Annotated in this window: 24 protein-coding genes; 13 read left to right on the top strand and 11 right to left on the bottom strand. The window is 64.9% G+C overall.

Going from position 1 to position 22,071, the window contains the following annotated elements; translation table 11 throughout:
• Window positions 1-65: 65 nt before the first annotated feature.
• Entirely contained in the window at window positions 66-881 is an 816-nt protein-coding gene (gene minD / locus AC07ZH_RS18795; RefSeq protein ID WP_119110579.1) for a septum site-determining protein MinD, read from the top strand.
• A gap of 3 nt (window positions 882-884) precedes the next feature.
• A complete protein-coding gene (gene minE, locus AC07ZH_RS18790) occupies window positions 885-1,151 on the top strand; it encodes a cell division topological specificity factor MinE (protein ID WP_119110580.1) in 267 nt (88 codons plus the stop codon).
• Between the two features lie 83 nt (window positions 1,152-1,234).
• Here the strand turns inward: minE and AC07ZH_RS18785 are convergent, their stop codons facing one another.
• The 3 genes from AC07ZH_RS18785 to AC07ZH_RS18775 all read right to left on the bottom strand — a co-directional run bounded on the left by AC07ZH_RS18785 (window position 1,235) and on the right by AC07ZH_RS18775 (window position 3,277).
• Window positions 1,235-1,810, bottom strand: coding sequence for an MOSC domain-containing protein (locus AC07ZH_RS18785; RefSeq protein ID WP_119110609.1), 576 nt, complete (start codon window positions 1,808-1,810; stop codon window positions 1,235-1,237).
• Between the two features lie 35 nt (window positions 1,811-1,845).
• Window positions 1,846-2,283 carry an SH3 domain-containing protein gene (locus tag AC07ZH_RS18780; RefSeq protein ID WP_245960666.1) on the bottom strand — a complete coding sequence of 146 codons (438 nt, stop codon included), beginning with the start codon at window positions 2,281-2,283 and terminating at the stop codon, window positions 1,846-1,848.
• Window positions 2,284-2,833: 550 nt separating this feature from the next.
• Window positions 2,834-3,277, bottom strand: a complete 444-nt coding sequence (locus AC07ZH_RS18775; protein ID WP_245960667.1) for a flavin reductase family protein — start codon at window positions 3,275-3,277, stop codon at window positions 2,834-2,836.
• 146 nt (window positions 3,278-3,423) lie between these two features.
• On the opposite strand from AC07ZH_RS18775, the gene AC07ZH_RS18770 reads away from it, so the two are divergent.
• The 5 genes from AC07ZH_RS18770 to AC07ZH_RS18750 all read left to right on the top strand — a co-directional run bounded on the left by AC07ZH_RS18770 (window position 3,424) and on the right by AC07ZH_RS18750 (window position 8,372).
• Window positions 3,424-4,206 carry an alpha/beta fold hydrolase gene (locus tag AC07ZH_RS18770; RefSeq protein WP_495200858.1) on the top strand — a complete coding sequence of 261 codons (783 nt, stop codon included), beginning with the start codon at window positions 3,424-3,426 and terminating at the stop codon, window positions 4,204-4,206.
• Window positions 4,206-5,129, top strand: coding sequence for a M14 family zinc carboxypeptidase (locus tag AC07ZH_RS18765; protein ID WP_495200857.1), 924 nt, complete (start codon window positions 4,206-4,208; stop codon window positions 5,127-5,129). The genes AC07ZH_RS18770 and AC07ZH_RS18765 overlap by 1 nt, the downstream gene beginning before the upstream one ends.
• A gap of 98 nt (window positions 5,130-5,227) precedes the next feature.
• A complete protein-coding gene (locus AC07ZH_RS18760) occupies window positions 5,228-6,439 on the top strand; it encodes an ABC transporter substrate-binding protein (RefSeq protein WP_495200856.1) in 1,212 nt (403 codons plus the stop codon).
• Between the two features lie 288 nt (window positions 6,440-6,727).
• Entirely contained in the window at window positions 6,728-7,636 is a 909-nt protein-coding gene (locus tag AC07ZH_RS18755; RefSeq protein ID WP_119110584.1) for a LysR family transcriptional regulator ArgP, read from the top strand.
• Window positions 7,637-7,757: 121 nt separating this feature from the next.
• Window positions 7,758-8,372, top strand: coding sequence for a TetR/AcrR family transcriptional regulator (locus AC07ZH_RS18750; RefSeq protein ID WP_495200855.1), 615 nt, complete (start codon window positions 7,758-7,760; stop codon window positions 8,370-8,372).
• Window positions 8,373-8,427: 55 nt separating this feature from the next.
• On the opposite strand, the gene AC07ZH_RS18745 is transcribed toward AC07ZH_RS18750, so the two are convergent.
• The 4 genes from AC07ZH_RS18745 to AC07ZH_RS18730 all read right to left on the bottom strand — a co-directional run bounded on the left by AC07ZH_RS18745 (window position 8,428) and on the right by AC07ZH_RS18730 (window position 12,092).
• The gene (locus AC07ZH_RS18745; protein WP_119110585.1) at window positions 8,428-8,850 is read right to left on the bottom strand and encodes a universal stress protein; all 423 of its coding nucleotides are present in this window, start codon (window positions 8,848-8,850) and stop codon (window positions 8,428-8,430) included.
• A 228-nt stretch (window positions 8,851-9,078) separates the two neighbouring features.
• On the bottom strand, window positions 9,079-9,927 hold the full coding sequence (locus tag AC07ZH_RS18740) for a metallophosphoesterase (protein WP_495200854.1): 849 nt from the start codon (window positions 9,925-9,927) through the stop codon (window positions 9,079-9,081).
• Window positions 9,928-9,962: 35 nt separating this feature from the next.
• Window positions 9,963-10,964 carry a hypothetical protein gene (locus AC07ZH_RS18735; protein WP_495200853.1) on the bottom strand — a complete coding sequence of 334 codons (1,002 nt, stop codon included), beginning with the start codon at window positions 10,962-10,964 and terminating at the stop codon, window positions 9,963-9,965.
• 153 nt (window positions 10,965-11,117) lie between these two features.
• Complete coding sequence (locus AC07ZH_RS18730) at window positions 11,118-12,092, bottom strand: LysR family transcriptional regulator (protein ID WP_495200852.1); 975 nt, start codon at window positions 12,090-12,092, stop codon at window positions 11,118-11,120.
• Between the two features lie 162 nt (window positions 12,093-12,254).
• On the opposite strand from AC07ZH_RS18730, the gene AC07ZH_RS18725 reads away from it, so the two are divergent.
• The 6 genes from AC07ZH_RS18725 to AC07ZH_RS18700 all read left to right on the top strand — a co-directional run bounded on the left by AC07ZH_RS18725 (window position 12,255) and on the right by AC07ZH_RS18700 (window position 17,353).
• The gene (locus tag AC07ZH_RS18725) at window positions 12,255-12,461 is read left to right on the top strand and encodes a hypothetical protein (protein ID WP_147414733.1); all 207 of its coding nucleotides are present in this window, start codon (window positions 12,255-12,257) and stop codon (window positions 12,459-12,461) included.
• Window positions 12,462-12,799: 338 nt separating this feature from the next.
• Window positions 12,800-13,345, top strand: a complete 546-nt coding sequence (locus AC07ZH_RS18720) for an iron transporter (protein WP_495200851.1) — start codon at window positions 12,800-12,802, stop codon at window positions 13,343-13,345.
• A 1-nt stretch (window position 13,346) separates the two neighbouring features.
• Complete coding sequence (locus AC07ZH_RS18715; RefSeq protein WP_495200850.1) at window positions 13,347-14,756, top strand: carbohydrate porin; 1,410 nt, start codon at window positions 13,347-13,349, stop codon at window positions 14,754-14,756.
• A complete protein-coding gene (locus AC07ZH_RS18710; protein ID WP_119110592.1) occupies window positions 14,756-15,094 on the top strand; it encodes a cupredoxin domain-containing protein in 339 nt (112 codons plus the stop codon). The genes AC07ZH_RS18715 and AC07ZH_RS18710 overlap by 1 nt, the downstream gene beginning before the upstream one ends.
• 10 nt (window positions 15,095-15,104) lie before the next feature.
• Window positions 15,105-15,926 (top strand): FTR1 family iron permease, encoded by an 822-nt coding sequence (locus tag AC07ZH_RS18705; RefSeq protein WP_495200849.1) that lies wholly within the window; start codon window positions 15,105-15,107, stop codon window positions 15,924-15,926.
• A gap of 47 nt (window positions 15,927-15,973) precedes the next feature.
• Window positions 15,974-17,353: a 4Fe-4S binding protein gene (locus tag AC07ZH_RS18700; RefSeq protein WP_495200876.1), complete on the top strand. Its 1,380-nt coding sequence runs from the start codon at window positions 15,974-15,976 to the stop codon at window positions 17,351-17,353.
• Between the two features lie 244 nt (window positions 17,354-17,597).
• On the opposite strand, the gene AC07ZH_RS18695 is transcribed toward AC07ZH_RS18700, so the two are convergent.
• The 4 genes from AC07ZH_RS18695 to AC07ZH_RS18680 form a co-directional block, all read right to left on the bottom strand.
• Window positions 17,598-19,490, bottom strand: coding sequence for a phosphoenolpyruvate carboxykinase (GTP) (locus tag AC07ZH_RS18695; protein ID WP_495200848.1), 1,893 nt, complete (start codon window positions 19,488-19,490; stop codon window positions 17,598-17,600).
• A 255-nt stretch (window positions 19,491-19,745) separates the two neighbouring features.
• Window positions 19,746-20,456 carry a 7-cyano-7-deazaguanine synthase QueC gene (gene queC, locus AC07ZH_RS18690; RefSeq protein ID WP_495200847.1) on the bottom strand — a complete coding sequence of 237 codons (711 nt, stop codon included), beginning with the start codon at window positions 20,454-20,456 and terminating at the stop codon, window positions 19,746-19,748.
• A 61-nt stretch (window positions 20,457-20,517) separates the two neighbouring features.
• Entirely contained in the window at window positions 20,518-20,658 is a 141-nt protein-coding gene (locus AC07ZH_RS18685) for a hypothetical protein (RefSeq protein WP_199665501.1), read from the bottom strand.
• Window positions 20,659-20,706: 48 nt separating this feature from the next.
• Window positions 20,707-21,906 (bottom strand): threonine ammonia-lyase, encoded by a 1,200-nt coding sequence (locus tag AC07ZH_RS18680; protein ID WP_119110614.1) that lies wholly within the window; start codon window positions 21,904-21,906, stop codon window positions 20,707-20,709.
• Window positions 21,907-22,071 lie beyond the last annotated feature (165 nt).

Genomic DNA, 22,071 nt, shown 5'->3' with positions numbered 1-22,071 from the left:
GCGGTGCATAGACCCTGAAAACTGATACTTCATTCAACAGCAAACCCATCGAGAGACCTCTACACATGGCCAAAATCGTCGTCGTGACCTCCGGCAAGGGTGGCGTGGGCAAGACCACCACCAGCGCCGCCTTTGCCTCCGGCCTCGCCCTGCGCGGCCACAAGACCGCCGTGATCGACTTTGACGTCGGCCTGCGCAACCTCGACCTCATCATGGGGTGCGAGCGCCGCGTGGTGTACGACCTGATCAACGTGATCCAGGGCGAAGCCAACCTGCACCAGGCGCTGATCAAGGACAAAAACTGCGACAACCTGTTCGTGCTCGCCGCCAGCCAGACGCGCGACAAGGACGCGCTCACGCTGGACGGCGTGGGCAAGATTCTCGAAGACCTGGCGGCGATGGACTTTGAATACATCGTCTGCGACTCGCCCGCCGGCATCGAGAGCGGCGCGCTGATGGCCATGCACTTTGCCGACGAGGCGCTGCTGGTGACCAACCCCGAGGTGTCGTCGGTGCGCGACTCGGACCGCATCCTGGGCATGCTCGGCAGCAAGACCAAGCGCGCCATTGAAGGCGGCGAACCCATCAAGGAGCACCTGCTCATCACGCGCTACAACCCCGGCCGGGTGCAGGAAGGGCAGATGCTGAGCCTGGAAGACATCCAGGACATCCTGCGCATCAAGCTCATCGGCGTCATCCCCGAATCCGAGGTGGTGCTGCAGGCCTCGAACCAGGGGTTGCCTGCCATTCATTTGCAGGGCACCGATGTGTCCGAGGCCTACAAGGACGTGATCGACCGCTTCCTGGGCGAAGACAAGCCGCTGCGCTTCATCGACGCCGAGAAACCTGGTTTCTTCAAACGCCTGTTCGGGAGCAAATAAGCCATGGCGTCCTTCCTCTCCTTTCTGCTGGGCGAAAAGAAGAAAACCGCCAGTGTCGCCAAGGAACGCCTGCAGATCATCCTGGCGCACGAACGCAGCGGCCGCAACGCCTCCGAGCCCGACTACCTGCCCGCGCTGCAGCGCGAACTGGTGGCGGTGATCAGCAAGTACGTGAAGATCAACCCCGAAGACCTCAAGGTGAGCCTGGAGCGCCAGGACAACCTGGAGGTGCTGGAGGTGAAGATCGAGCTGCCTGAGGCAGCGCGCTGACTTTTTAAACGAAATGGGGCTCTAGCGCTTGTGCAGCAAGCGCTGGCAGCTATCAAAAAATGACTCTTTTTGGGTGGGCCGCGCTAGCGCGCGTGCTTGGCCCACTTGCCCGCGATGGCCTGCGCAATGCTCAAGGCCCGCTGGCCGGGCTGCAGCCAGGCGCTCTGGCCGGCGGCAATGGTCCCTGGCTGGTCCACAGCCAGGTAGTAGCCGCAATGTCCCGTCTGAGCCATGGTGCGGCCCGCCTGGACAAAGCCCATCACCACATTGAATTTGTAGCAGGGTTCGCGGGGCGCAGTGATGCGCAGCACACAGTCCGGGAAGTGCAGGCGGTCGCCCACGAACACCTCATGCTCCAGCAGGCCGTCGACCGTGAGGTTCTCGCCCATAAAGCCCGGCGGCAGGTCTTCGCCCAACAGGCCGACACCCCGTGCGCGCCGTTCGGCCTGCCAAAACGGGTAATGCGACGCCGGGTAGGCATAGACGGCCTTGTCCAGGCCGCCGTGCACGCTCAGGTCCGCCTGCTCGTCGCCGCCGAGGCCCAGGCGGCGCACGGCGACTGGGCCCGCCACTGGGCGCTTGCCAATGCCCGAGAGCACCGAGCGCTCACCAGCGCGGAGGCGCTGGCACAGGCCGACATTGAGGCTGAGCACGCGCAGCCCAGGTGAAGGCCGAGGCGCACTAGGCTCGGCGTCTACCAGCCCCACACCAGTCGCCTCGACACCCAACCCATGGGGCCGTCTTCCTGCTTGATCTTGACCCAGTCGCCCTTGCGACCCAGCGTTTTGAGGATTTCGCCGCGCGCCGCCTTGGCCAGCACGCGGCTGTGCAAGCTGGGCTTGCTGCGAATGTTGAGCACCTGCACTTTCACCACGTGGTGCGGACTGTGGGTACTGGTCAGCGGCTTGAAAACCCAGCCACGGTCGTTCTCAAAGTCGCGAACCTGCAGCCATTGGCCTTTGTGCGACAGCACCTGCAGCGGGTAGCCCCGGCTGAGCACCCACAGCGCTTGGTGGTGGGTTCCGGCGCCGGAACGCATGTTGATCTCGGTGCGGTTGACGGCCACCATCTCGCGTGCCGTGGCGGCCGTGCTGCCCGCCAGAAGGGCCAGCGCGGTGAGAAGGGTGGGCAAGGGGTTGGCTCGAAACATGGATCTCCAGTGGGTGGGCAGCGCAGCGCGCTGCATGGGGAACAGACACGGCCCATTTTTTCAGCCTGAGCACGAATGTCAAAACGCGCCCTCCCTTTTCGCAGTCCAGCAAAGGGGCTTATGTCCAAACCATGCACAGCAGACATCCGTGACAGTGCTCAGAACGTGTTCAAGGTCTCGCAGGAGCAGCGGATTCAACCCCCGTGGTGCCAAGGCGGGGCAAAAGCATGCTGGCACCCTTTTGCCCAACCCTGTTGCCGCATGGCCAGCACACGACAGGGTGCCTACATCCCACGGATCCGTCTGTTCCTGCCTAACCCGATGATGGGCAAGCAAGGCGCCACGGCGCAAACCCCAAAGCAGGGCTTTGGTTCCGCTTTTTGACTTTAAGGCAATGCCTGAAGCGAACGCGCCCTACCCAGCGCCCCCCCCGCGCAAGGGCCGCCCGACCGGGCTGGCAGTGTCCCCTTCCCGGAGCACGCAGCGATGCGGGAAGGGGGATGGCGCCGAAGGCGACGCAAGGGAGATCTGCCTACAAAGGGTGCTCGGTATAGAAGCGCCCACCGTGGTAGAGCAGCGGCGCCACGCCTGGGCGATGGACACAGTGCTCCACCTGACCGACAAAAATGACGTGGTCGCCCTCGTCGTAGCGGCTGCGGTTGAAGCATTCGAAATGTGCCACCGCACCTTCCAGCAAGGGGGCTCCGGCAACGCCTGGCGTGTGCCGCACGCCGGCCCAGCGGTCCACGCCACGCGCGGCAAAGCGCTCGGCCAGCGCTTGCTGATCCGCCGCAAGCACATTGATGGCGTAGTGCGAACCCGCCGACAGCGCCGCCATGGAGGCGGCGGCATGGGCCAGGCTCCAGAGCACCAGGGGCGGCGAGAGCGAGACCGAATTGAACGAGTTGGCCGTCAGCCCGACGAGGTGCCCGTCGGCCGCGCGCGCGGTCACAATCGTCACCCCGGTGGCAAACATGCCTAGGGCAGCGCGAAACTCGCGGGTGGAAAATTCGGGAGAGCGGGGCTGTAGGAGGCTAGGCACAGGGAACGGCGGCACAGGGCGGGCTATTATGTGCCCCTGATCGAAAACGTGCCGACACCTGCGGCGCTGCTGCCCCGTCGATGTCCCTGCTCCCCACGTTTGCCACTCTGGGTTCCGGCCCGACCGTGCTCATGCTGCACGACGCTGACAGCGGGCACCTGAGTTTCGCCCCCCAAGTGGAAACCTTGGCCAGCCAGGGCTACCGTGCCGTGGCCTGGGACATGCCGGGCTACGGCCACAGTGCCCCGGTGGAACCCTACAATTTTCTCGGGCTGGCACGCCGCTGCCAGACGCTGATCGCGGCGCTCGAATGCGAGCACCTCACCCTGGTGGGCCATGGCCTGGGCGCCATGCTGGCGCTTGAGCTGGCACTGCGGACCGGCGACACAAGGGTTGACGGCCTGGTGCTGTGCGCGGGGGGCCCGCCGCTCGGTGCACAGGCGCTCGCGCGTTGGCACAAGCCGCGCAAGCAGGCGCTGGCCGCGGGCCACTCCATGGAACAGTTGGCCGAGCGTCTCGTGCCCCAACAGATGGGTTCTGGCGCGCTGCCCGAAGGCGCACGCCTGGCGCAGCACGCCATGGCTATGGTGCACCGCGCGACCTATGCGCGCGCGCTGGACGCCATGGGAGCGTTCGGCCGCACGGCCAGCGAGCTTGCGCGCATCCACCAGCCAGTCCTGGTAATTGGCGGCGCGCAAGACCGAAGTCTCGCGCCCGAGGCCCTGGACGCCCTGGCCCGGCTTCTGCCGGATGCCCAGCGCGTGAGCCTGCCGGGCATCGGCCACTGGCCCCAACTGGAGGCACCCGAGGCCTTTGATGCTGCCCTGCTGAGCTTCCTCGCGGCGCCGCGGGTGCTGCACTGATGCGCGGCGCTCCCCTGCGGCGCGCGCTGCGCTGGCTCGCCACCTGTCTGCTGGCAAGTACCTGCCCCCTGGCCTTCGCGGAACCACGTCTGCCCATGCCGGCAGCGGCCGCTGCCTGCAGCTTGCTGGTGCCACGCCTGCCCAGTGTCTCCTACGCCACCTGCGCGGCAGCCAGGCTGGAAGAAAGCGGCGCCTTCTCGCGCAACGGCGTCCCCCTGTACTGGCGCGACGTGACCCGTGAGGCGCCGGGCAGCGCCGCGCAGGCTGACCCCTTGCGCGTGCTGGTGATTGGCGCCATCCATGGCGATGAACTCACTGCCGGGGCTTTGGCACTGCGCTGGATCGCGCTGGCCGGCAAGACGCCACGCGCCGTGCACTGGCGCTTTGTACCAGTGGCTAACCCGGACGGGCTGCTGGCCAAGAAGCCCCAGCGCACCAATGCCCATGGCGTGGATCTGAACCGCAACTTCCGCACCCCAGGCTGGGACCACGACGCACCGTTGCACTGGCAAAGGCGCGCCCACAAGGACCCGCGTCGCTGGCCGGGGCCTTCGTCCCTGTCAGAACCCGAAACACGTTTTCTGAACAGCCAGATCGAGAGCTTCAAGCCGCAGCTCGTGGTGAGCATTCACGCGCCGTATGGCCTGCTCGATTTCGACGGGCCCATGGCGCCGCCACGCCAGCTGGGCGCGCTGCGCCTGGAGCAGGTGGGCGTGTTTCCAGGATCGCTGGGCTATTTCGGCGGCCTGAAAAAGGGCCTTCCGGTGGTAACCATCGAGCTGCCCAACGCTCTGCGCATGCCCAAGGAAGGGGAACAGCACGACATGTGGGCCGATTTGCTTCGCTGGATGGATGCCCACTTGCTCACCGATGTGCGCGAGGCGCACGAAAAACCCGAACCCGGCAAGCTTTCGGTTCACTGACAACCCCCCGCAGACACAGGGTAAACGCCGGACACGGCGCTGCGTGCTTGGCATCATGCTGTGCGGGCGGCCGGCAGGTGCCGCACTTCGGAGACACCATGAGCACTACGCACCACCCGCGCGCCCGCGCACTGCGCGGCCTGTTGGCCTTGTGCGCCGCTCTGCCACTGTTGGCAGCAGCCCAGCCCGCAACGTCTGTGAAGCTGGGCGTCATTGGCCCCTTCACCGGCGCTTCTTCGGATTTCGGCACCCCGCTCCTCCAGGGCATCAAGCTGGCCGTCGATGAGATCAACGCTGTCGGGGGCTACCTTGGGCGCCCGCTGGAATTGGTCATTCGCGACGACCAGGGGACGCCCGATGTGGGCCTCAAGGGGGCGCAAGACCTGGTCGCCCAAGGCGTGCTCGGCACCATTGGTTTTTGCAATACCGGGGTCGCGGAAAAATCCTTGGCCGTATTCCAGAACGCCAAGGTTCCGTTGATCATCCCCTGCGCCACGGGCACACCGCTCACCGCCAAGTACCCACCGGCCGAGAGCTATATCTTCCGCAACTCGGCGCGCGACGCCATCCAGGCACCCTTCGTGGTCAACGACCTGGTCAAGCGCGGCTGGACCAAGGTGGCGATCTTTGCCGACACCACCGGCTACGGCGAGGCGGGCTTGAAGGACGTGGAGGCCGCCCTCGCAGCACACCAGCTGCGGCCCGTGAACATCACCCGCTTCCCGCTGGGCGTCACCGATCTGAAAGACGAACTCAAGACCGCCCGCGATGCGGGCGCCAACGTGGTCTTCAGCTACACCGTGGGCCCGGAAAACGCGGCCATTGCCAACGGCAGACGCGACATTGGCTGGAAGGTGCCACAGGTAGGTGCCTGGCCGCTGTCCTTCCCCTTCTTCATTGACGGAGCAAAAGAGGCCGCCGAGGGGGCGTTGATGGCGCAGACCTTCATTGCCGAGCCAAGCAACGAACGGCGCGCGGCGTTTCTGAGTGCCTACACCCACAAGTGGGGCAAGAAACTGGTGGTGCCCATGGCGGCGGCCCAAGGGTACGACGCGGTCTATCTGTTCACCTACGCCCTGCTGGGCATCCGCGATGGCAAGCTGACGGGCCCCGCGATGAAGACGGCCCTGGAGAACATTCCTCGGGTGTACTACGGCGTGGTGGCCACCTACGAGCATCCGTTCAGCAACAAAGACAAAGATGCACTGACCGCCAACATGCTGGTCATGGGCAAGGTACAGGCTGGCGCCGTGACATTTGCCTACCCCGAAGACGCACGGCGCAACCTGATCGTGCAGCGCAAGAAGTGAATTGGCAGCGCAGGTTTCGCCACCCTAGATTTCAGTGTTTTTGGCCTTTCACGCTTATCTACATTGAATTGTTAGCTACATAAATTATAGCTACCTGGTATTTATTCAGACTCCCTGCCGTGTGCTGCGGCACAGACCACAAGCCCCTGCCCTGCAGATGCCGGAACGGATAGCCGGCAGCGCTGTGGTTTTTCGGGTTCATCGCCACTCGACAGCGTGCCACTAAAAAAACACAATCAGCGCCGTTCACCTGCCATCAGTTTTGCTGATGCACCCAACTGCGCCGCCATGAGCACCTTCGACCCGATTGCCCTTGAATGTCTTGCCGCCATCATTGAGGAGGGCGGCTTCGAACGCGCAGCGCAGCGCCTCAACGTGACGCAGTCAGCCGTCTCGCAGCGCCTGCGGGCGCTGGAGGCGCAGGTGGGGTCGGTGCTGATCGTGCGCAGCCGCCCGCTGCGACCTACCAGTTCTGGGCAAATGCTGCTCAAGCACACTAAGCAGGTGCGCCTGCTGCGCGCCGACCTGGAGCGTGATCTGCAGGAGCTCACGCCAAGTTCGCAGGGCGGCGGGCGCGAGGAAGAGCGCATCGCCATCGCCGTCAACGCCGACAGCATTGCCACCTGGGCGCTGGAGGCGCTCGGCCCCCTGGCGCGCCAGCGCCTGCCGCTGGAAATCATCGCCGACGACCAGGATTTCACACAGGAATGGCTGCGCTCGGGCCAGGTGCTGGGCTGCGTCACCACGGTCAAGCAGGCACTGCGCGGCTGTCGCATGGTGCCGCTGGGCGCCATGCGCTACGTCGCCGTGGCGCAGGCCGAATTTGCCGAGCGCTGCCTGCCCAGGGGCCTGACGCAGCACAGCTTTCGTGAGGTGCCGTTTGTCTCGTTCAACCGCAAGGACGACATGTCGGCCGAATTCGTCGCCCGTATCTTTGGTCTTAAACGGGTTTCGCTGCACCAGCTGTTCGTTCCCAGTACAGAGGGACAGCTGCGTGCGGTTCAGGCCGGCTGGGCGGTGGCCGTGCTGCCCGAGTTGTTGGTGCGGGCGCACATAGAAGACGGCAGCCTGGTCGATCTGGCGCCCGGCAGTTCGCTGCCCATTGCGCTGTACTGGCATTGCTGGAACCTGGAGTCCGCCGTGCTCAATGCGCTGACCGATGCCCTGATTGCCGGGGCTGGCGCGGCACTGGCTTGAACCGCGACGGGCCCGGCCACGCCATGGCCCCCTGCCGGGCGAGCGGAAAATGCGAGTAAACCCCATGGTTTTTGTGCGACCCGCCTATTCACATTTGAACTGATCTGTATACCATTGGGCCATGGACAACGCTCCCCCCAAGGTTTCCTTCAAAGAACAGATGCACCAGGCGCGTGAGCGCGCCATTCTGCAGACGGCCTGCGACCTGCTGGGGTCGAAATCGTTCGACTGCATGACCATGGACGACGTGGCCGGTGGCGTCGGCATCGCCAAAGCCAGCCTGTACAAACATTTTGGCAGCAAGGAAGACCTCTGCTGCGCCGCCATGGTGAAGGTGCTGCACCTGGTGAACGCCCATGTGGCCGGCCTTGACCCCACCCTTGCAGCCGTGGACAAGCTGCGCGCAGTGGTGCGCTGGTCCCTTGAGCGGCTGCTGGAAGGCGAAATGCCGCTGTTGCCCAGCCACAATTCCACGCTGCGTGCCGTCCTCATGAGCAACAAGGACTATGCCGATGGTGTGGTGCTTCTGAGCGACACATTGGGCGAATGGATCGTACAGGCGCAAACTGAGGGCGTACTGGACCCCCAGTTGCCGCCGCTCGTGGTGCTCTACACGCTCTACGCCCGGGCCTGCGACACCGTCGTCGGCTTTCTGCAGGAAAGCGGGTTGTACAAGAACGACGAAATCATGGATCTGGTGCTCCGCACCTGCTTTGACGGGCTGCGCGCACGCTAAGCGCCTGTTCAAAGCGCGCGGTGCACCTTCCCGCCTACCACCTGCCGAGGCGCGCTCAGCGCACGATCAGCACCGGCACACGGCTGTTGGCCAGCACCTGCGTAGTCACGGACCCCATGACCAGCGTACCCAGCGCGCCATGGCCGTGCGAGCCCATCACCAGGAGGTCGTACTTGCCGGCATCGGCAACCTTGCCAAGGGTGGCGCCGGCCGGACCAATCTTGACGATGCGCTTGGTGGTAAGGCCTTTGCGATCGAGGAACTTGGTGACGGGGGCGAGTACCTTTTCCGCCTGTTCGGCGTAGTACTCGTCCACGACGTCCTTGCCCAGCGCCGCACGCGCCCTGGCGGGCAGCTCGGCCTGCACCGTGATCACGCTGTACGCGTGTTTGGGGCCCAGCAGTTCATCGTGCGCGGCCAGGTAGGCCAGCATCTTCTTCGTATAGGCACTGCCGTCGACAGCGAGCAGGATATTCATCGCATTTCTCCAGGTACGGTGACAGAAATCGGGCGCACCCGCGGTCGCCTTTGCTCACGCAAGCGCCAAGCCGCCGCGCTCGCGCCATCATACGGGCAGGGGCTCGAAGGGCATCAGACCCACAGCTCATGTGAAAAATTAGGTGAAAATGGCTTCTAGCACATATGCAGCATACGCCAGCAGCTATAAAAATAGAAGCTAGCGATCAAAATCGCCCTTCAACCGTGTTCACGATCCAAGCTCGACGCAGCACAAGGGGTCGAAGTACAGCTGCTCGTTCTTGCGCGCATAGCCCAGTGGATTGGCCCGTACCCTGCAGCGCCAGGAACTGCCGTCGGCGCGCAGGCCTTGCGCCGTGTAGTCGATGGGCGTGTGCAGATGGCCGTGCAGCCACAGGCGCGCATGGGGCAGCAGGGCATCGAGTGCATTGCAAAAACCGGCGGTGCCCGGCTTCAGACCGTAGCGCGGATCGGCGCTGCGCAGGCTGGGAGCGAAGTGGGTGACGGCGACGGTCGGGCCGCCAAAGGGCTGGGCCAAGGCCTGCGCCAGCCACTCCCGGCATTGCAGCGACTGCTGGCGCACCTCGGGCGCCAGCAGCGCTGCGCCGTGCACCGTGGCACCGGTGGTGCGCAGGTAATAGTTGGCGGCACGAAAGGCCTTCTCGCGCATCTGCAAGCGCCGATCGCCCTCCACGCGGGCGTCGTCGGCCAGTGCGTCGAAATCGCTCCACAGCGTGGTACCGACAAAACGCACGCCGTTCAGCACGGCGGTCTGGCGCTCCAGCCAGATCAGGCCAAGCCGCTCGCAGGTGGCGCGCAGGCGCTCGTGGGCGGCGTGGAAATCCTGCGCGTCGTACTCATGGTTGCCGGGCACGAAAATCACCGGCACCGGCCAGCCGGCGTATTGCGGCAGCGGAGAGAAGTGCTCCAGGCCGAAATCGTCTCCCGTGAGCAACGAGCCTGTTTGGTACGAGCCGATGTCGCCCGCCAGCACCAGCACGCCAGCGCCTGGGGCCGGCTGGGGCGCGAAGTCGGGGTGCACCTCCAGGTGCAGGTCGGAGAGCAGCTGAATCTTCATGGGCAGATTCTCGCCCTGCCAGCGCCAACAGCCTCCTAGTTGCGCTGGCCAGCCAGCACCTCGTCGAGCGCTTGCGCCACGGCGTGGAATTCGGCATGGCTCAGCGTGCGCATCTGTTCGTGACCCGACTTGGCCCGTATCTGAAAGCGCCACTGCGTGCGCCTGGCCGGCTGGTACGCGGCAGCAGCCTGGCGGAAGGCGTCCATGTCCACGGGGAAACTGGCGCTTTCCTGGTAGCTGCACTTGCGCTCGAACAGGTCGCGCATGTTGCAGGTGGAGCCTTGCTTGTCCACGCTGAGCGGCACGTTTTTCTCGCCCGCTGCAGCGCCATAGCGCGCCTCGCTCAGCAAATGCATGCTGTAGTCGGTGTACGTGTCGGTGACGACCACCTGCACCGATGGCTGGTGCGTCTTGCGGTCGATGCGCACCCGCAAAAATTCGGTGTTCGGGTATTCGCGGCTCTCGGGCGCGTGCGCGGCGGCGGTGTCCAGCATCAGCGCGGGGGCTGCGGGGTCGTCCTTGAGCGCGATACGGCTCTTGTAGAAATTGCTGTCGTTGCGGCCGACCAGGGCCTCGAACGCTGCCTGGTTGTCCAGGGATTTGAAGAAGTAATCGCCATGCTTCCAGCTGGCGCCTTTTTGCAGCAGGTTGTAGCTCTGCGCCTGGCCGTCGGCAAAGAAGGTGAAGTAGCTGCTCTTGTCGGCTGCTGCGCCGGCCTCGGTGATCTCGGTGGCGGCCAGCGCCTTGCAGGCGTTGGCGCGGTCCGATCCCGGTTTGGGCAGCAAGCGCAGTTCTGCGCTGCAAACACCCTGGGCGTCGCTGGTGCAGGACCAAGGCGCTGGCAGCTTCTGGCCGCCAAAGAAGCTGCCATCGTCCGACTGGCAGGCACCGCGCACGGTGGCGTGCACGACGGGTTGCTGCTGCGCGTCAAGCAAAAGCAAATGGATGTGGCCAGTCGCCGGACTTTCCGCCCAGGCGCCGGAGGTCAGGGCCAGCGCGCTCGTTGCGGCCAAGGCAAGCGCCAGAATTTTGTGCATGGGAAGCTCCAGAAAGTGGGGTCTTGGCGCCAGCCGACGCATCGGGCCGCAAACGCGCGTGGCGCATGGTAGCGGGTGCACCACGCGTTCTGTACGCAAAACCTACCCCGTGCAGGGCCGAAGCAGGGTGAGACATGCGTGCGTGTCGACGTTCTACGGCGCAGCAGAAGTCTGCTGAGGCAGGTGCTCCGCCTTTGCTGCGCGGGCCACCACCTCGCGCAGCCAGCGGTGCGCTGCGCCGCTGGCGCGACGCTGGTGCCACAGCGCATCCACATGCACCGTGGGCAACTGCAGGGGCAGCGCCCGCCATACCAAGGCACCTTCGAGGCCGGTGACGCCAAAGAAATGCAGCGGCAGCACGGTCAGCAAATCGGAGTTGGCAACGATGCGCCCGGCCGTGAAAAACTGGTTCACGGTGAGCACGATACGGCGCTCGCGCCCCATCGCTGCCAGCGCCTCATCGGTAAAGCCGTAAGGCCGGCCGGAAAAGCTCACCAGCAGATGGCGTGCGGCGCAGTACTGGTCCAGCGTCAGCGGGCTGGCAGCCAGCGGGTGGTCCTTGCGCATCAGGCAGACATATTCGCCGTCGTACACGCGCTGGTGGGCGTAGCTCACCGCGTCGCCGGTCTGGTTGCGCGCGGTCAGATCCGCCAGCACCGCAGGGAAGTAGCCGATGGCGAGGTCTGCCGTCTCGTCGTCCAGCAGGCGGCGCGGGTCGCGCGTGGCCAGTGGCAGTACGCGCATGGAGACGCCCGGCGCTTCGGCGGCCAGGATGCGCACCATGTGCGGAAGCAGCGCGGCGGCGGTGGCATCCGCCATGGCCAGCACAAAGCTGTTGTCGGCCTGCAGGGGAGTAAAGCGCTCGGGTGCCAGTGCGGCTTCGAGCTGCGCCAGCGCGGTCTGCACCACGGGCCAGAGCGCCTGCGCGCGCGGAGTGGGCTCGACGCCGGTGCCACTGCGGCGCAGCAGTTCATCGCCCAGGGTTTCCCGCAAGCGGCGCAAGGCATTGCTGACGGCGGGCTGGGTCAGCGCCAGCTTGTGGGCCGCCCGCGTCAGGCTGCGCTCTGCCATGACCGCGTCAAACACGCGCAACAAATTCAGGTCGAGACGGCGAAAGGCGTCAGGCACGGCAGGGGAGCTTGCTAAGAGCCTGTTCAAAAGAGGAGGAAACGCATGATATTCACGATAGGAATGAGCATCATCACAAACATAAAGTTGAATAACACGCGGGTAAACCCTAGTATTCACCCATCGCACCAATTGGTGCCGTTGTTTGCCAGGAGTTTCACCATGTCCACGCTTGCCCACTCGCCCTTTTTGCGCACCCCTTCCTTCTCCGCAGCGGCGGTCAACCGGGTATCCGGATTGGGCACCATGCTGGCCGCTTGGCGGGTTGCACGCCGCAAGGCCCGCGAAGACCGCGAAATGTGGGCGCTGGCCCAGCAAGATCCACGCCTCATGAACGACCTTGTCTGCGCCCTTCAGCGCCAAGACTGAGTAGCGTTTCCCAGGAGGGCATCAGCCTGGTGCTTCCGGTTTCCGCATCGGAGGCCGCTAGCTGCTTTGTTCAGCCTGTCTGCCTTGATAAAGGTTCACGCTTTCAGCAAAAAAGCCGCGCTCTAGCGCGGCTTTTTTGCGTCCTGCGGGAGCAAAGTAGGCGCGCCTGCCCATGCGCAGGCACTTCTCCCAGCACAGAGGCACGCCAGCAACGCATTCTTGATCCTGCGCAAACTTTCTCCACAAAATACTTTTAGAATGCGAGTCGTTCTCAATCGCATGCACCTTCACTGAACTCCGATTGAGCCCTTTTCCAACATCTATCAAAGGCTCGCAACATGCTGCTTCGCTCCCTCACCCTGACCGGCGCTCTCTGCCTCAGTCTGCCTGCTCTGGCGCTGGAGTACCCGATTGGTGCGCCCCAGAACGTCTCCGGCATGGAAGTGGGGGCCGTCTATCTGCAGCCGGTCGAGATGGAACCCGCAGGCATGATGCACAAGGTGTCGGAATCCGACATTCACCTCGAAGCCGACATCCACGCCTTGAGCAGCAACGTCAATGGCTACTCCGAAGGCACCTGGATTCCCTTTCTGCTCGTGAAATACGAGCTGACCAAACAAGGTTCGGGCGAAGCCATCCGTGGCGACATGATGCCCATGGTGGCCAGCGACGGCCCGCACTACGGCGACAACGTCAAGCTCGCAGGTCCCGGAAAGTACCACGTGAAGTTCACCATCTACCCGCCCAACGCCAAGGAAAATGCCACGGGTATGCACTTTGGCCGGCATACCGACCGCGCGACCGGCGTGCGCCCCTGGTTCAAGACGGTCGATCTGGAATGGGACTTCACCTACGCTGGCATTGGCAAGAAGGGCGGCTACTGACATGCGGCGCAAGCTCCCTGCGCACAAGGCCGTCGCGCTGGCTGCGGCCCTGTGCGCTGCGACCCTGCCGCTTGCCAGCGAGGCCGCAACCGACTCCGACGCGCTGATGGCGCAAGTGAAGGCGCTGGCCGATCGCGTGGAACGCCTGGAAGCGCAAAACGCGCAGTTGCGTACCGCGCTGGAAAGTGATCGCATCAGCGAAAACGAGCCTGAACTGGCCACCCGCCTCAAGGCCGTGGAAGCACAGCAGGATGCGCTCAAAGGCCCGGCCAGCAAGTTGGCCGAGGCATTGGACGACATCAGGGTCGAAGGCAGCCTGACCGGCATGGTGCAGCAGACAGGGCGCAGTTCACTTGCCGATCCGAGTTCGAGCGGCAGCCGTGCCAACTACCGCGGCGACGTGGCCGCGACCTTGCCTGGGGGTGACTTTGGCGCCAACAAGGGCAAGGTGTTTCTGCATGCACGCTTTGGACAAGGTGATGGCTTGGCGCTGCGACCCACCTACACCGGCACCGCCAACACCACGGCCTTTGCCGGCAACGACGCGGATGACACCCAGTTCACGGTGGCGCAGGCCTGGTACCAGCTGGAGGTGCCGCTTGACCAGAAAGCCTCTGACAAGGCGGTGTTCACCGTCGGCAAGATTGACCCGTTTGCTTTCTTTGACCAGAACGCCATCGCCGACGATGAGACACGGCGCTTTGCGAACAACGTGTTCGTCCACAACCCTCTGCTCGACTCCGGAGGTGATACGGGTGCCGACCACTTCGGCTTCGCCCCTGGAGCGATAGCCGCGTACGAGAACTCCAGCGAGAAAACCATGCCATGGGGCACTTCGCTGGGCGTGTTTGGCTCGGGCGACGGCGCCAACTTCAGCGGTAGCAGCGGAAAACCTTTCGTGATCGCGCAGGCCTGGGTCTCGCCACGCATCAACCATCTGCCTGGCACTTACCGCATCTATGCATGGAGCAATGCGCGCGGCACCGATTTCGATGGCAGTCAAGCTCGCCACGCTGGCATGGGTCTCTCGATGGACCAGCGCGTCACAGACGAGCTGACGCTATTTGGGCGTTACGGCCACCAGACCTCCGGGCATGTGCGGTTCAACGGTGCGTTCACCATCGGTGGAGAACTCGACGGTTCGGCCTGGCGGCGCGGCTCCGATGGCCTGGGCCTGGCGTTCGGCATGCTGCGCACCAGCGGGCGCTACGCCTCGGCATCGGCAGCGGATCCCGCCAACTATGGTTATGCGGCACGCGGTTCCGAGCGCATTGGCGAGCTGTACTACCGCATGCACTTGAACGATCACGTAGAGATCACACCAAGCCTGCAATATATTTCGCGGCCGGCGGCCAATCCCGATGCCAAGGGAATCGCGCTGGTTGGCCTGCGCGCCCGGGTGGGGTTCTGATGCGAGTGCCCAAACACTTGCTACTCACCGCCGCGGGGCTGCTGCTGGCGGCGAGCGCAGCACAGGCACAGGAGCTGCCCACCTTCCGGCTGGAAATGAAAAACGGCCGCTTCGAACCCACCGAGATCGTGGTGCCCGCCAATACGCGCTTCAAGCTTGTGCTGCACAACGCTGGCCCAGAGGCCGAGGAGTTCGAGAGCCTGGAGCTCAAGAAGGAAAAAGTGCTGGCGCCTGGCGCCACCAGCTTCCTGGTGTTCGTGCCGCTCAAGCCCGGAAGCTACCGCTTCTTTGGCGATTTCCATCCCGATACGGCGCAAGGCCATATCGTCGCGCGCTGAAAGCCCCTCCATGCTCAATGCCCTCGTCATCGTCTGGCGCGAAAGCCTGGAAGCCATGCTGGTCATCGGCATTCTTGCGGCCTGGTCCACCGGCCGCGGTGGCGGGCGTACGACCCGTGCCGGACTCTGGGGCGGCGTGGCAGCGGGCCTGGCACTCGCGGTGGCGCTGGCTGCCGTGATGCAGGGAACGCTGGGCAACCTGTCGGACCGCGGGCAGGAAATCTTCCAGGCGCTGCTCATTCTCTTTGCTGCGGTGCTCATGACCCAGATGGTGCTGTGGATGCGGCGCCACGCGCGCGGGCTGCGTCGGGAGATGGAGAGCGCGCTGGACCGCGCTGCCGAGCGGCGCGGCGCCTGGGGCATTGCTGCCGTCGCCGCCGTTGCCGTGGCGCGCGAAGGGTCGGAGACCGTAATCTTCCTCCAGGGCATTGCCTCGGGCGTCGGCTGGGGTGCTCTCCTGCCCTCGGCGCTGACAGGGGTTGCGTTGGCGGGGATCACCGCCTGGGCCGCAGCGCGTGGCCTGCGTTTTCTGCCGCAGCAGCAGGTGCTGCGCGTCAGCGCCAACCTGCTGCTGCTGTTTGCCGCTGGCATGCTGGTGCTGGGGACGGATCGGCTGATTGGCCTGGAGTGGATTCCACCCGGCCCCGACCCACTCTGGAACACCAGCGCGCTACTGGACGACGGCAGTGGCGTCGGCAAGTGGCTGGCAAACCTGTTGGGCTACCGCGCACGCCCTTCGGCGGCCGACGTGCTGGTGTTCTTTGGTTTCTGGGCCCTGATGGTGGCGCGGCGCTGGTGGCCCCGGCGTGCCCCCCAGCAACCGAGCGCATGACGATGCAGTCCACAAGCTTCACACGCACCCGTGCTGGCGTGAGCACTGTGCATGTCATGGCAGGCGCGCCGCGCACACGGCTGGCACGCCTTGGCGACTGGATGGCACGCAACCGCAGCCGCATCGCGCAGTTGCAGTGGGGCATCGTCGTGCTGTATTTCGTGCTCGTAGCGGTGCCGGCTTTCCTGCCCATGCCGCCCGAAGACGCGCGCATGTTCACCAGCCTCACACGCTTTGCCCAATTTGCTTTCTGGGGCGTGTGGTGGCCGTTTGTCATTGCCTCCATGCTGCTCATCGGACGCTTCTGGTGCGGCGTGATGTGCCCTGAAGGGGCCTTGACCGAATTTGCCGGTCGCCCCGGCAAGGGCCTGCCGATTCCGCGCTGGATGCGCTGGCCCGGCTGGCCGCTGGTGGGCTTCCTGGGGACCACGCTCTACGGGCAACTCATCAGCGTGTACGAGTACCCAGGCCCGGTTCTGGTGATTCTCGGTGGCTCAACGGTGGCGGCCATTGCCGTGGGCATCGTCTATGGCCGGGGCAAGCGCGTGTGGTGCCGCTACCTGTGCCCGGTCACCGGCGTTTTCGCGCTGCTCGCACGCCTGGCACCGGTGCATTTCAAGGTGGACCGTGCGGCCTGGGATTTGCAGCCGGCCCACATTCCCGCCGTGGATTGCCCGCCGCTGCTCAACGTGCATGCACTCAACAGTGCGTCACAGTGCCATTCGTGCGGGCGCTGCAGCGGCCACCGCGATGCCGTCGCCTTGACCCTGCGCTGGCCCGGCAGCGAGATCTTGGGCAGCCAACCCGGCGACGTGGGCCGCTACGAGGCGTTGCTGCTGCTCTACGGCATGCTGGGCTTTGCCCTTGGGGCTTTCCAATGGACCATGGCACCGGGCTTTGTAGAAGGCAGGCAGTGGCTGGCGACCTGGCTGGTGGACCACGACATTTTCTGGCCGCTGGCCAGCAACGCACCCTGGTGGGTGCTGACGCACTACCCGCAAGTCTCTGACGTGTTCAGCTGGCTCGATGGCGCCGGCATCGTGGCCTGGCTCACCGGCACCGCCGTGCTGGTGGGCGGCTTTGCCCACCTGGTCACCGCCTTGGGCGCACGGGTGGTGCGCACCGATTGGAAAGTGCTGGCGCTAGGCCTCGTGCCCATGGCGGCTGCCAACCTGTTCTTGGGGCTCTCCATGCTCACGCTGACGCAGCTGCGCACCGAAGGGATTGTGTTTCATTGGCTGCCGCAGGCCCGCCTGACGCTGCTGGCCGTAGCCTGGCTCGGGTGCGTGGCCCTGTGCGTAGGGCAGCAGCGGCGCGCGGGCATGCCCGTCTGGCGCTCGGCCATTGCCACCGCCCTGGTTGGGGCGGCCGCCGCCTTGCCGGTGCTGCTGTGGGTGCGGACGCTGGATCTGCTCTCGATGTTCTGAAATTTCACCCGTAAGAAAGCCACCCGAAGGCGATGCTGAATAAGTCACCGCGATGACGCGCGCCGTGCATCGGGATGGGATGCAAGGCGCAAACCGCAGCCATAGCCGCAGCTATGGCGAGGATTTGCAACGCAGCAGACCGCCCGAGGTACGGATGCGCGACGCGTGAGGGACTTGTTCAGCATGGCCCGAAGGTGGCTTTCTTGCTTGCAGGTCCGCATCACAGACCTGCTGCTTGGCCGGTTCAAGCGTCCAGCCGTGCCTCGATGGCAGCGCGCGTTGCCAGCAGTTCCTTGGGCAGGTGGTAGGCGAGCTTGGCGAAATGCTCGTCGTGGAGTTTGAGCTCATCCTTCCATGCTGCCTTGTCGATGGCAGTCACGGTATTGAACTGCGCGGCGCTGAAGTCGAGCCCCGCCCAGTTGATTTCGCCATACGTAGGGGCAATGCCGAACATGGTCTCGTGCCCGCTTGCCTTGCCTTCGATGCGATCAAGCATCCACTTGAGCACGCGCATGTTCTCGCCATAGCCGGGCCAGACGAACTTGCCAGCATCGTCCTTGCGGAACCAGTTGGTGGTGAAGATGCTCGGCAACGTGGCGCCCGAGGCCTTGAGCTTGGCGCCCAAATCCAGCCAGTGCTGGAAGTAGTCGCTCATGTTGTAGCCGCAGAACGGCAGCATGGCGAAGGGGTCGCGGCGCACCACGCCTTGCGCGCCAAAGGCGGCGGCGGTCGTCTCGCTGCCCATGGTGGCGGCCATGTAGACGCCGTCCTGCCAGTTGCGCGCCTCGGTCACCAGCGGCACCGTGGTCGAGCGGCGGCCACCGAAAATGAAGGCGTCGATGGGCACGCCCGCCGGGTTGTCCCAGGCAGGGTCGAGCGCCGGGTTGTTGGTGGCGGCCACGGTGAAGCGCGAGTTGGGGTGCGCGGCCTTGGCGCCGGTGTCCTTGGCGATTTGCGGCGTCCAATCCTGGCCCTTCCAGTCGATCAGGTGGTCGGGCAGCTTGCCCGTGTCTTTTTCCATGCCTTCCCACCACACGTCGCCGTCGTCGGTCAGTGCGACGTTGGTGAAGATCACGTCGCGGTCCAGGGAGCGCATGCAGTTGGGGTTGGTGTGCATGTTGGTGCCCGGCGCCACGCCAAAGTAACCCGCTTCGGGGTTGATGGCGTACATCTTGCCGTCGGCATGGGGTTTGATCCAGGCGATATCGTCGCCGATTGTGGTCACACTCCAGCCCTCAAAGCCAGCCGGCGGCACCAGCATCGAGAAATTGGTCTTGCCGCAGGCACTGGGGAAGGCGGCGGCGACGTGGTACTTCTTGCCTTCGGGATTGGTCACACCCAGCACCAGCATGTGTTCGGCGAGCCAGCCCGGGCTACCGGAGGGCCCCTCCGAGGCCGCGCGGCCCATGTTCGAGGCGATGCGCAGCGCCAGGCACTTCTTGCCAAGCAAGGCATTGCCGCCGTAGCCAGAACCGTAGCTCCAGATTTCGCGCGTTTCAGGGTAGTGCACGATGTACTTGACTGTGGGGTTGCAAGGCCAGTTGGTCTGGTCCTTTTCACCCGCAGCCAGAGGCGCGCCCACGCTGTGCATGCAAGGCACGAATTCGCCCTGTGCGCCCAACACGTCGTACACCGCCTTGCCCATGCGCGTCATCAGGCGCTGGTTCACGGCCACGTAGGCGCTGTCGGTCAGCTCGACGCCGATGTGGGCAATGTGGCTGCCCAGTGGTCCCATGCTGAACGGCACCACGTACATGGTGCGGCCGCGCATGCAGCCGTCAAACAAGGGCTGCAGCGTGGCGCGCATGTCGCTTGGCGCCATCCAGTTGTTGGTCGGGCCGGCGTCTTCCTTCTTGTTCGAACAGATGAAGGTGCGGTCTTCGACGCGCGCCACATCGGACGGATCCGACAGTGCCAGGAAGCTGTCGGGGCGCTTGGCGGGGTTCAGGCGCTTGAAGGTGCCGGCGTCCACCAACTGCTGGCACAGGCGGTCGTACTCTTCTTTCGATCCGTCGCACCAGACGATGCTCTCCGGCTTGCACAGGGCCGCCATGTCAGCCACCCAGGCGAGCAGGCGCGTATTTTTGACATAGGCAGGCGCGCTGAGGTTCAGGCCCGGCGAGGTGGGTGCGTTCATGGAGGCTTCCTTAAGTTGAAAACGGTTTTTCAAAGGAAGCGGACGAACCGGAGGGCGGGCGAGGCCGCGCGGGTGGCGTTGCTGAGCGGCCTTTGAAAAAACGGCTCCAGGCTCAGTCGGCTCTCGGGGCGCGCGGTGCTCGACAGGCAAAGCGCATTCACGGGCTCCGTGGGTCGGCTGGGAGGTCGATTCTAAGAAGACCAGCCCACGCTGTCTGTCAGACAGTGGCAATATTCATGCAAAACTTGCATAGGGTTATGCCGTCATAAGGTCTGCCGACCAGCGCTCGAAGCCGCCTTTGCGCAGTTCGCACGCCGGGCAGTGGCCGCAGCCATAGCCCCAGGCGTGGAGCACACCGCGCTCCCCTTCGTAGCAGGTATGGGTGTGCTCCACGATCAACGCCACCAGCGCCTCGCCGCCCAGCGTGCGCGCCAGCGCCCAGGTCTGCGCCTTGTCCAGCCACATCAGCGGCGTCTCGATGGTGAAGCTCTGGCCCATGCCCAGCGAAATCGCGGCCTGCAAGGCCTTGAGCGTGTCGTCACGGCAGTCGGGGTAGCCGGAATAGTCCGTCTCGCACATGCCGCCCACCAGGGTGCGCAGCCCGCGCCGGTAGCCCACGGCGGCTGCCAATTGGAAGAACAGCAGGTTGCGCCCCGGTACGAAGGTGTTGGGCAAGCCGGCTTCGCCGAGCGCAATGGCCGTGCCTTGCGTCAGGGCGCAGTCGCTGATCTGGCCCAGCACCGCCAAGTCGATCACATGGTCGTCCCCCAGACGCCCCTGCCACTGGCCAAAGTGCTCGCGCAGGGCGGCCAGGACGCGCAGGCGGGCATCGAGTTCGATGCGGTGGCGCTGGCCATAGTCAAAGCCGATGGTCTCCACGTGCGCAAAGTTCTCGAGCGCCCAGGCCAGGCAGGTGGTGGAATCCTGCCCACCGGAAAAGAGCACCAGAGCGTGGCTGTTGCGCATGAGAACTTCCTTGAATAAAAAAGCCCCGCGGTGCGGGGCCTCGGGGTGAGCCAGAAAGGGCTCACGCCATATAGACGGCAATCATTGCCAGCAGAAAAATCATGATGGCGCCCACGGCGGGAAGCACGAAGGGGATCACATGCACCACCGACTCCACGGGGTCGACCGGGTGGGCGGGCACGGGGCTGTGAGAATCGGTCATGGCGGGGCTCCTGAAACGGGGACGGGAAAAATCACGATTCTAGGCTGCTCAGCGCAAAACCGCTTCCATGCCGGCCGCGCGCAGCTTTTCCAGCACCTCTTGCACGTGGGCCTTGCCGCGCGCCTGCAGCACCAACTCGATCTCCACGTTCTGTGCCGCCAGCAGCGTGAACGCCCGCTGGTGGTGCACTTCCTCGATGTTGGCGCCCGCGTCGGCCACGGTCTTGGCAATGGCCGCCAGCACACCGGGCACGTCGCGCGCGCTCACCTGGATGCGCGCCAGCCGCCCGGAGCGCACCATGCCGCGCTCGATGATGGCGGCCAGCAGCAGCGGATCGATGTTGCCGCCGCACAGCACCAGGCCCACGCGCTTGCCCTTGAAGCGCTCCGGGTAGCGCACCAACGCCGCCAGGCCGGCGGCGCCCGCGCCTTCCACCAGCGTCTTCTCGATCTCCAGCAGCATCAGTACGGCCTGCTCGATGTCGCCTTCATCGACCAGCACCAGGTCGTCCACCAGCCGGCGCACCACCTCCAGCGTGACCGTGCCCGGCGTGCCCACGGCAATGCCTTCGGCGATGGTGGAGGTGCCCTGGCTGTGGTGCGTGCCCTTGACGGCGTTGACCATGGCAGGAAAGCGCTCGGTCTGCACGCCGATGATCTCGATGCCGGGGCGCAGCGCCTTGGCCGCCGTGGCCACGCCGGCAATCAGGCCGCCACCGCCCACGGCAATGACCAGCGCGTCGAGGTTCGGCACGGCGGTGAGCATCTCCAGGCCCAGCGTGCCTTGGCCGGCCGCCACCGCCTCATCGTTGTACGGGTGGACGAAGACCAGACCCTGTGCCTCGGCGAGGGCATAGGCATGCTGACTGGCTTCTTCCAGTGAGCTGCCGTGCAACACCACCTCAGCACCAAAGCCGCGCGTGCGCTCGACCTTGACCCCAGGGGTGTAGCTGGGCATGACGATGACGGCGCGAATCCCCAACCGCTGCGCGTGGTAGGCAACGCCCTGGGCGTGGTTGCCGGCGCTCATGGCAATCACGCCGCGCGCGCGTTCCTCTGCGGTCAACTGCGCCAGCTTGTTGCAGGCGCCGCGCTCTTTGAAGGAGGCCGTGAACTGCAGGTTCTCGAACTTGAGAAAGACCTGCGCACCGACGATTTCGGAGAGCGTGCGGGATTCGACGCAGGGGGTGTCCAACACCTGGCCTTGCAGGCGGGAGGCGGCGTCCTGGATGTCTTGCAGGGTGATCATGTTCAGCATTGTGGCGGGGAATGCCACATGGCGGGACCGAACACTTTTTTTATCATCAAAATTGATAGCAACTAGCGCTTGTCTGGAAAGCGCTAGGGATGCTCTGCTTAAAGCGACTTTGAGTGTGCTGATGGCTCCCAGTTGAGCCAATTTGCAGAATGGGCG

Source organism: Simplicispira sp. GW247-4R2A (assembly GCF_059424465.1).
Note: the sequence above shows the minus strand (reverse complement) of the source record. Positions and strands in the feature narration are given on the sequence as shown.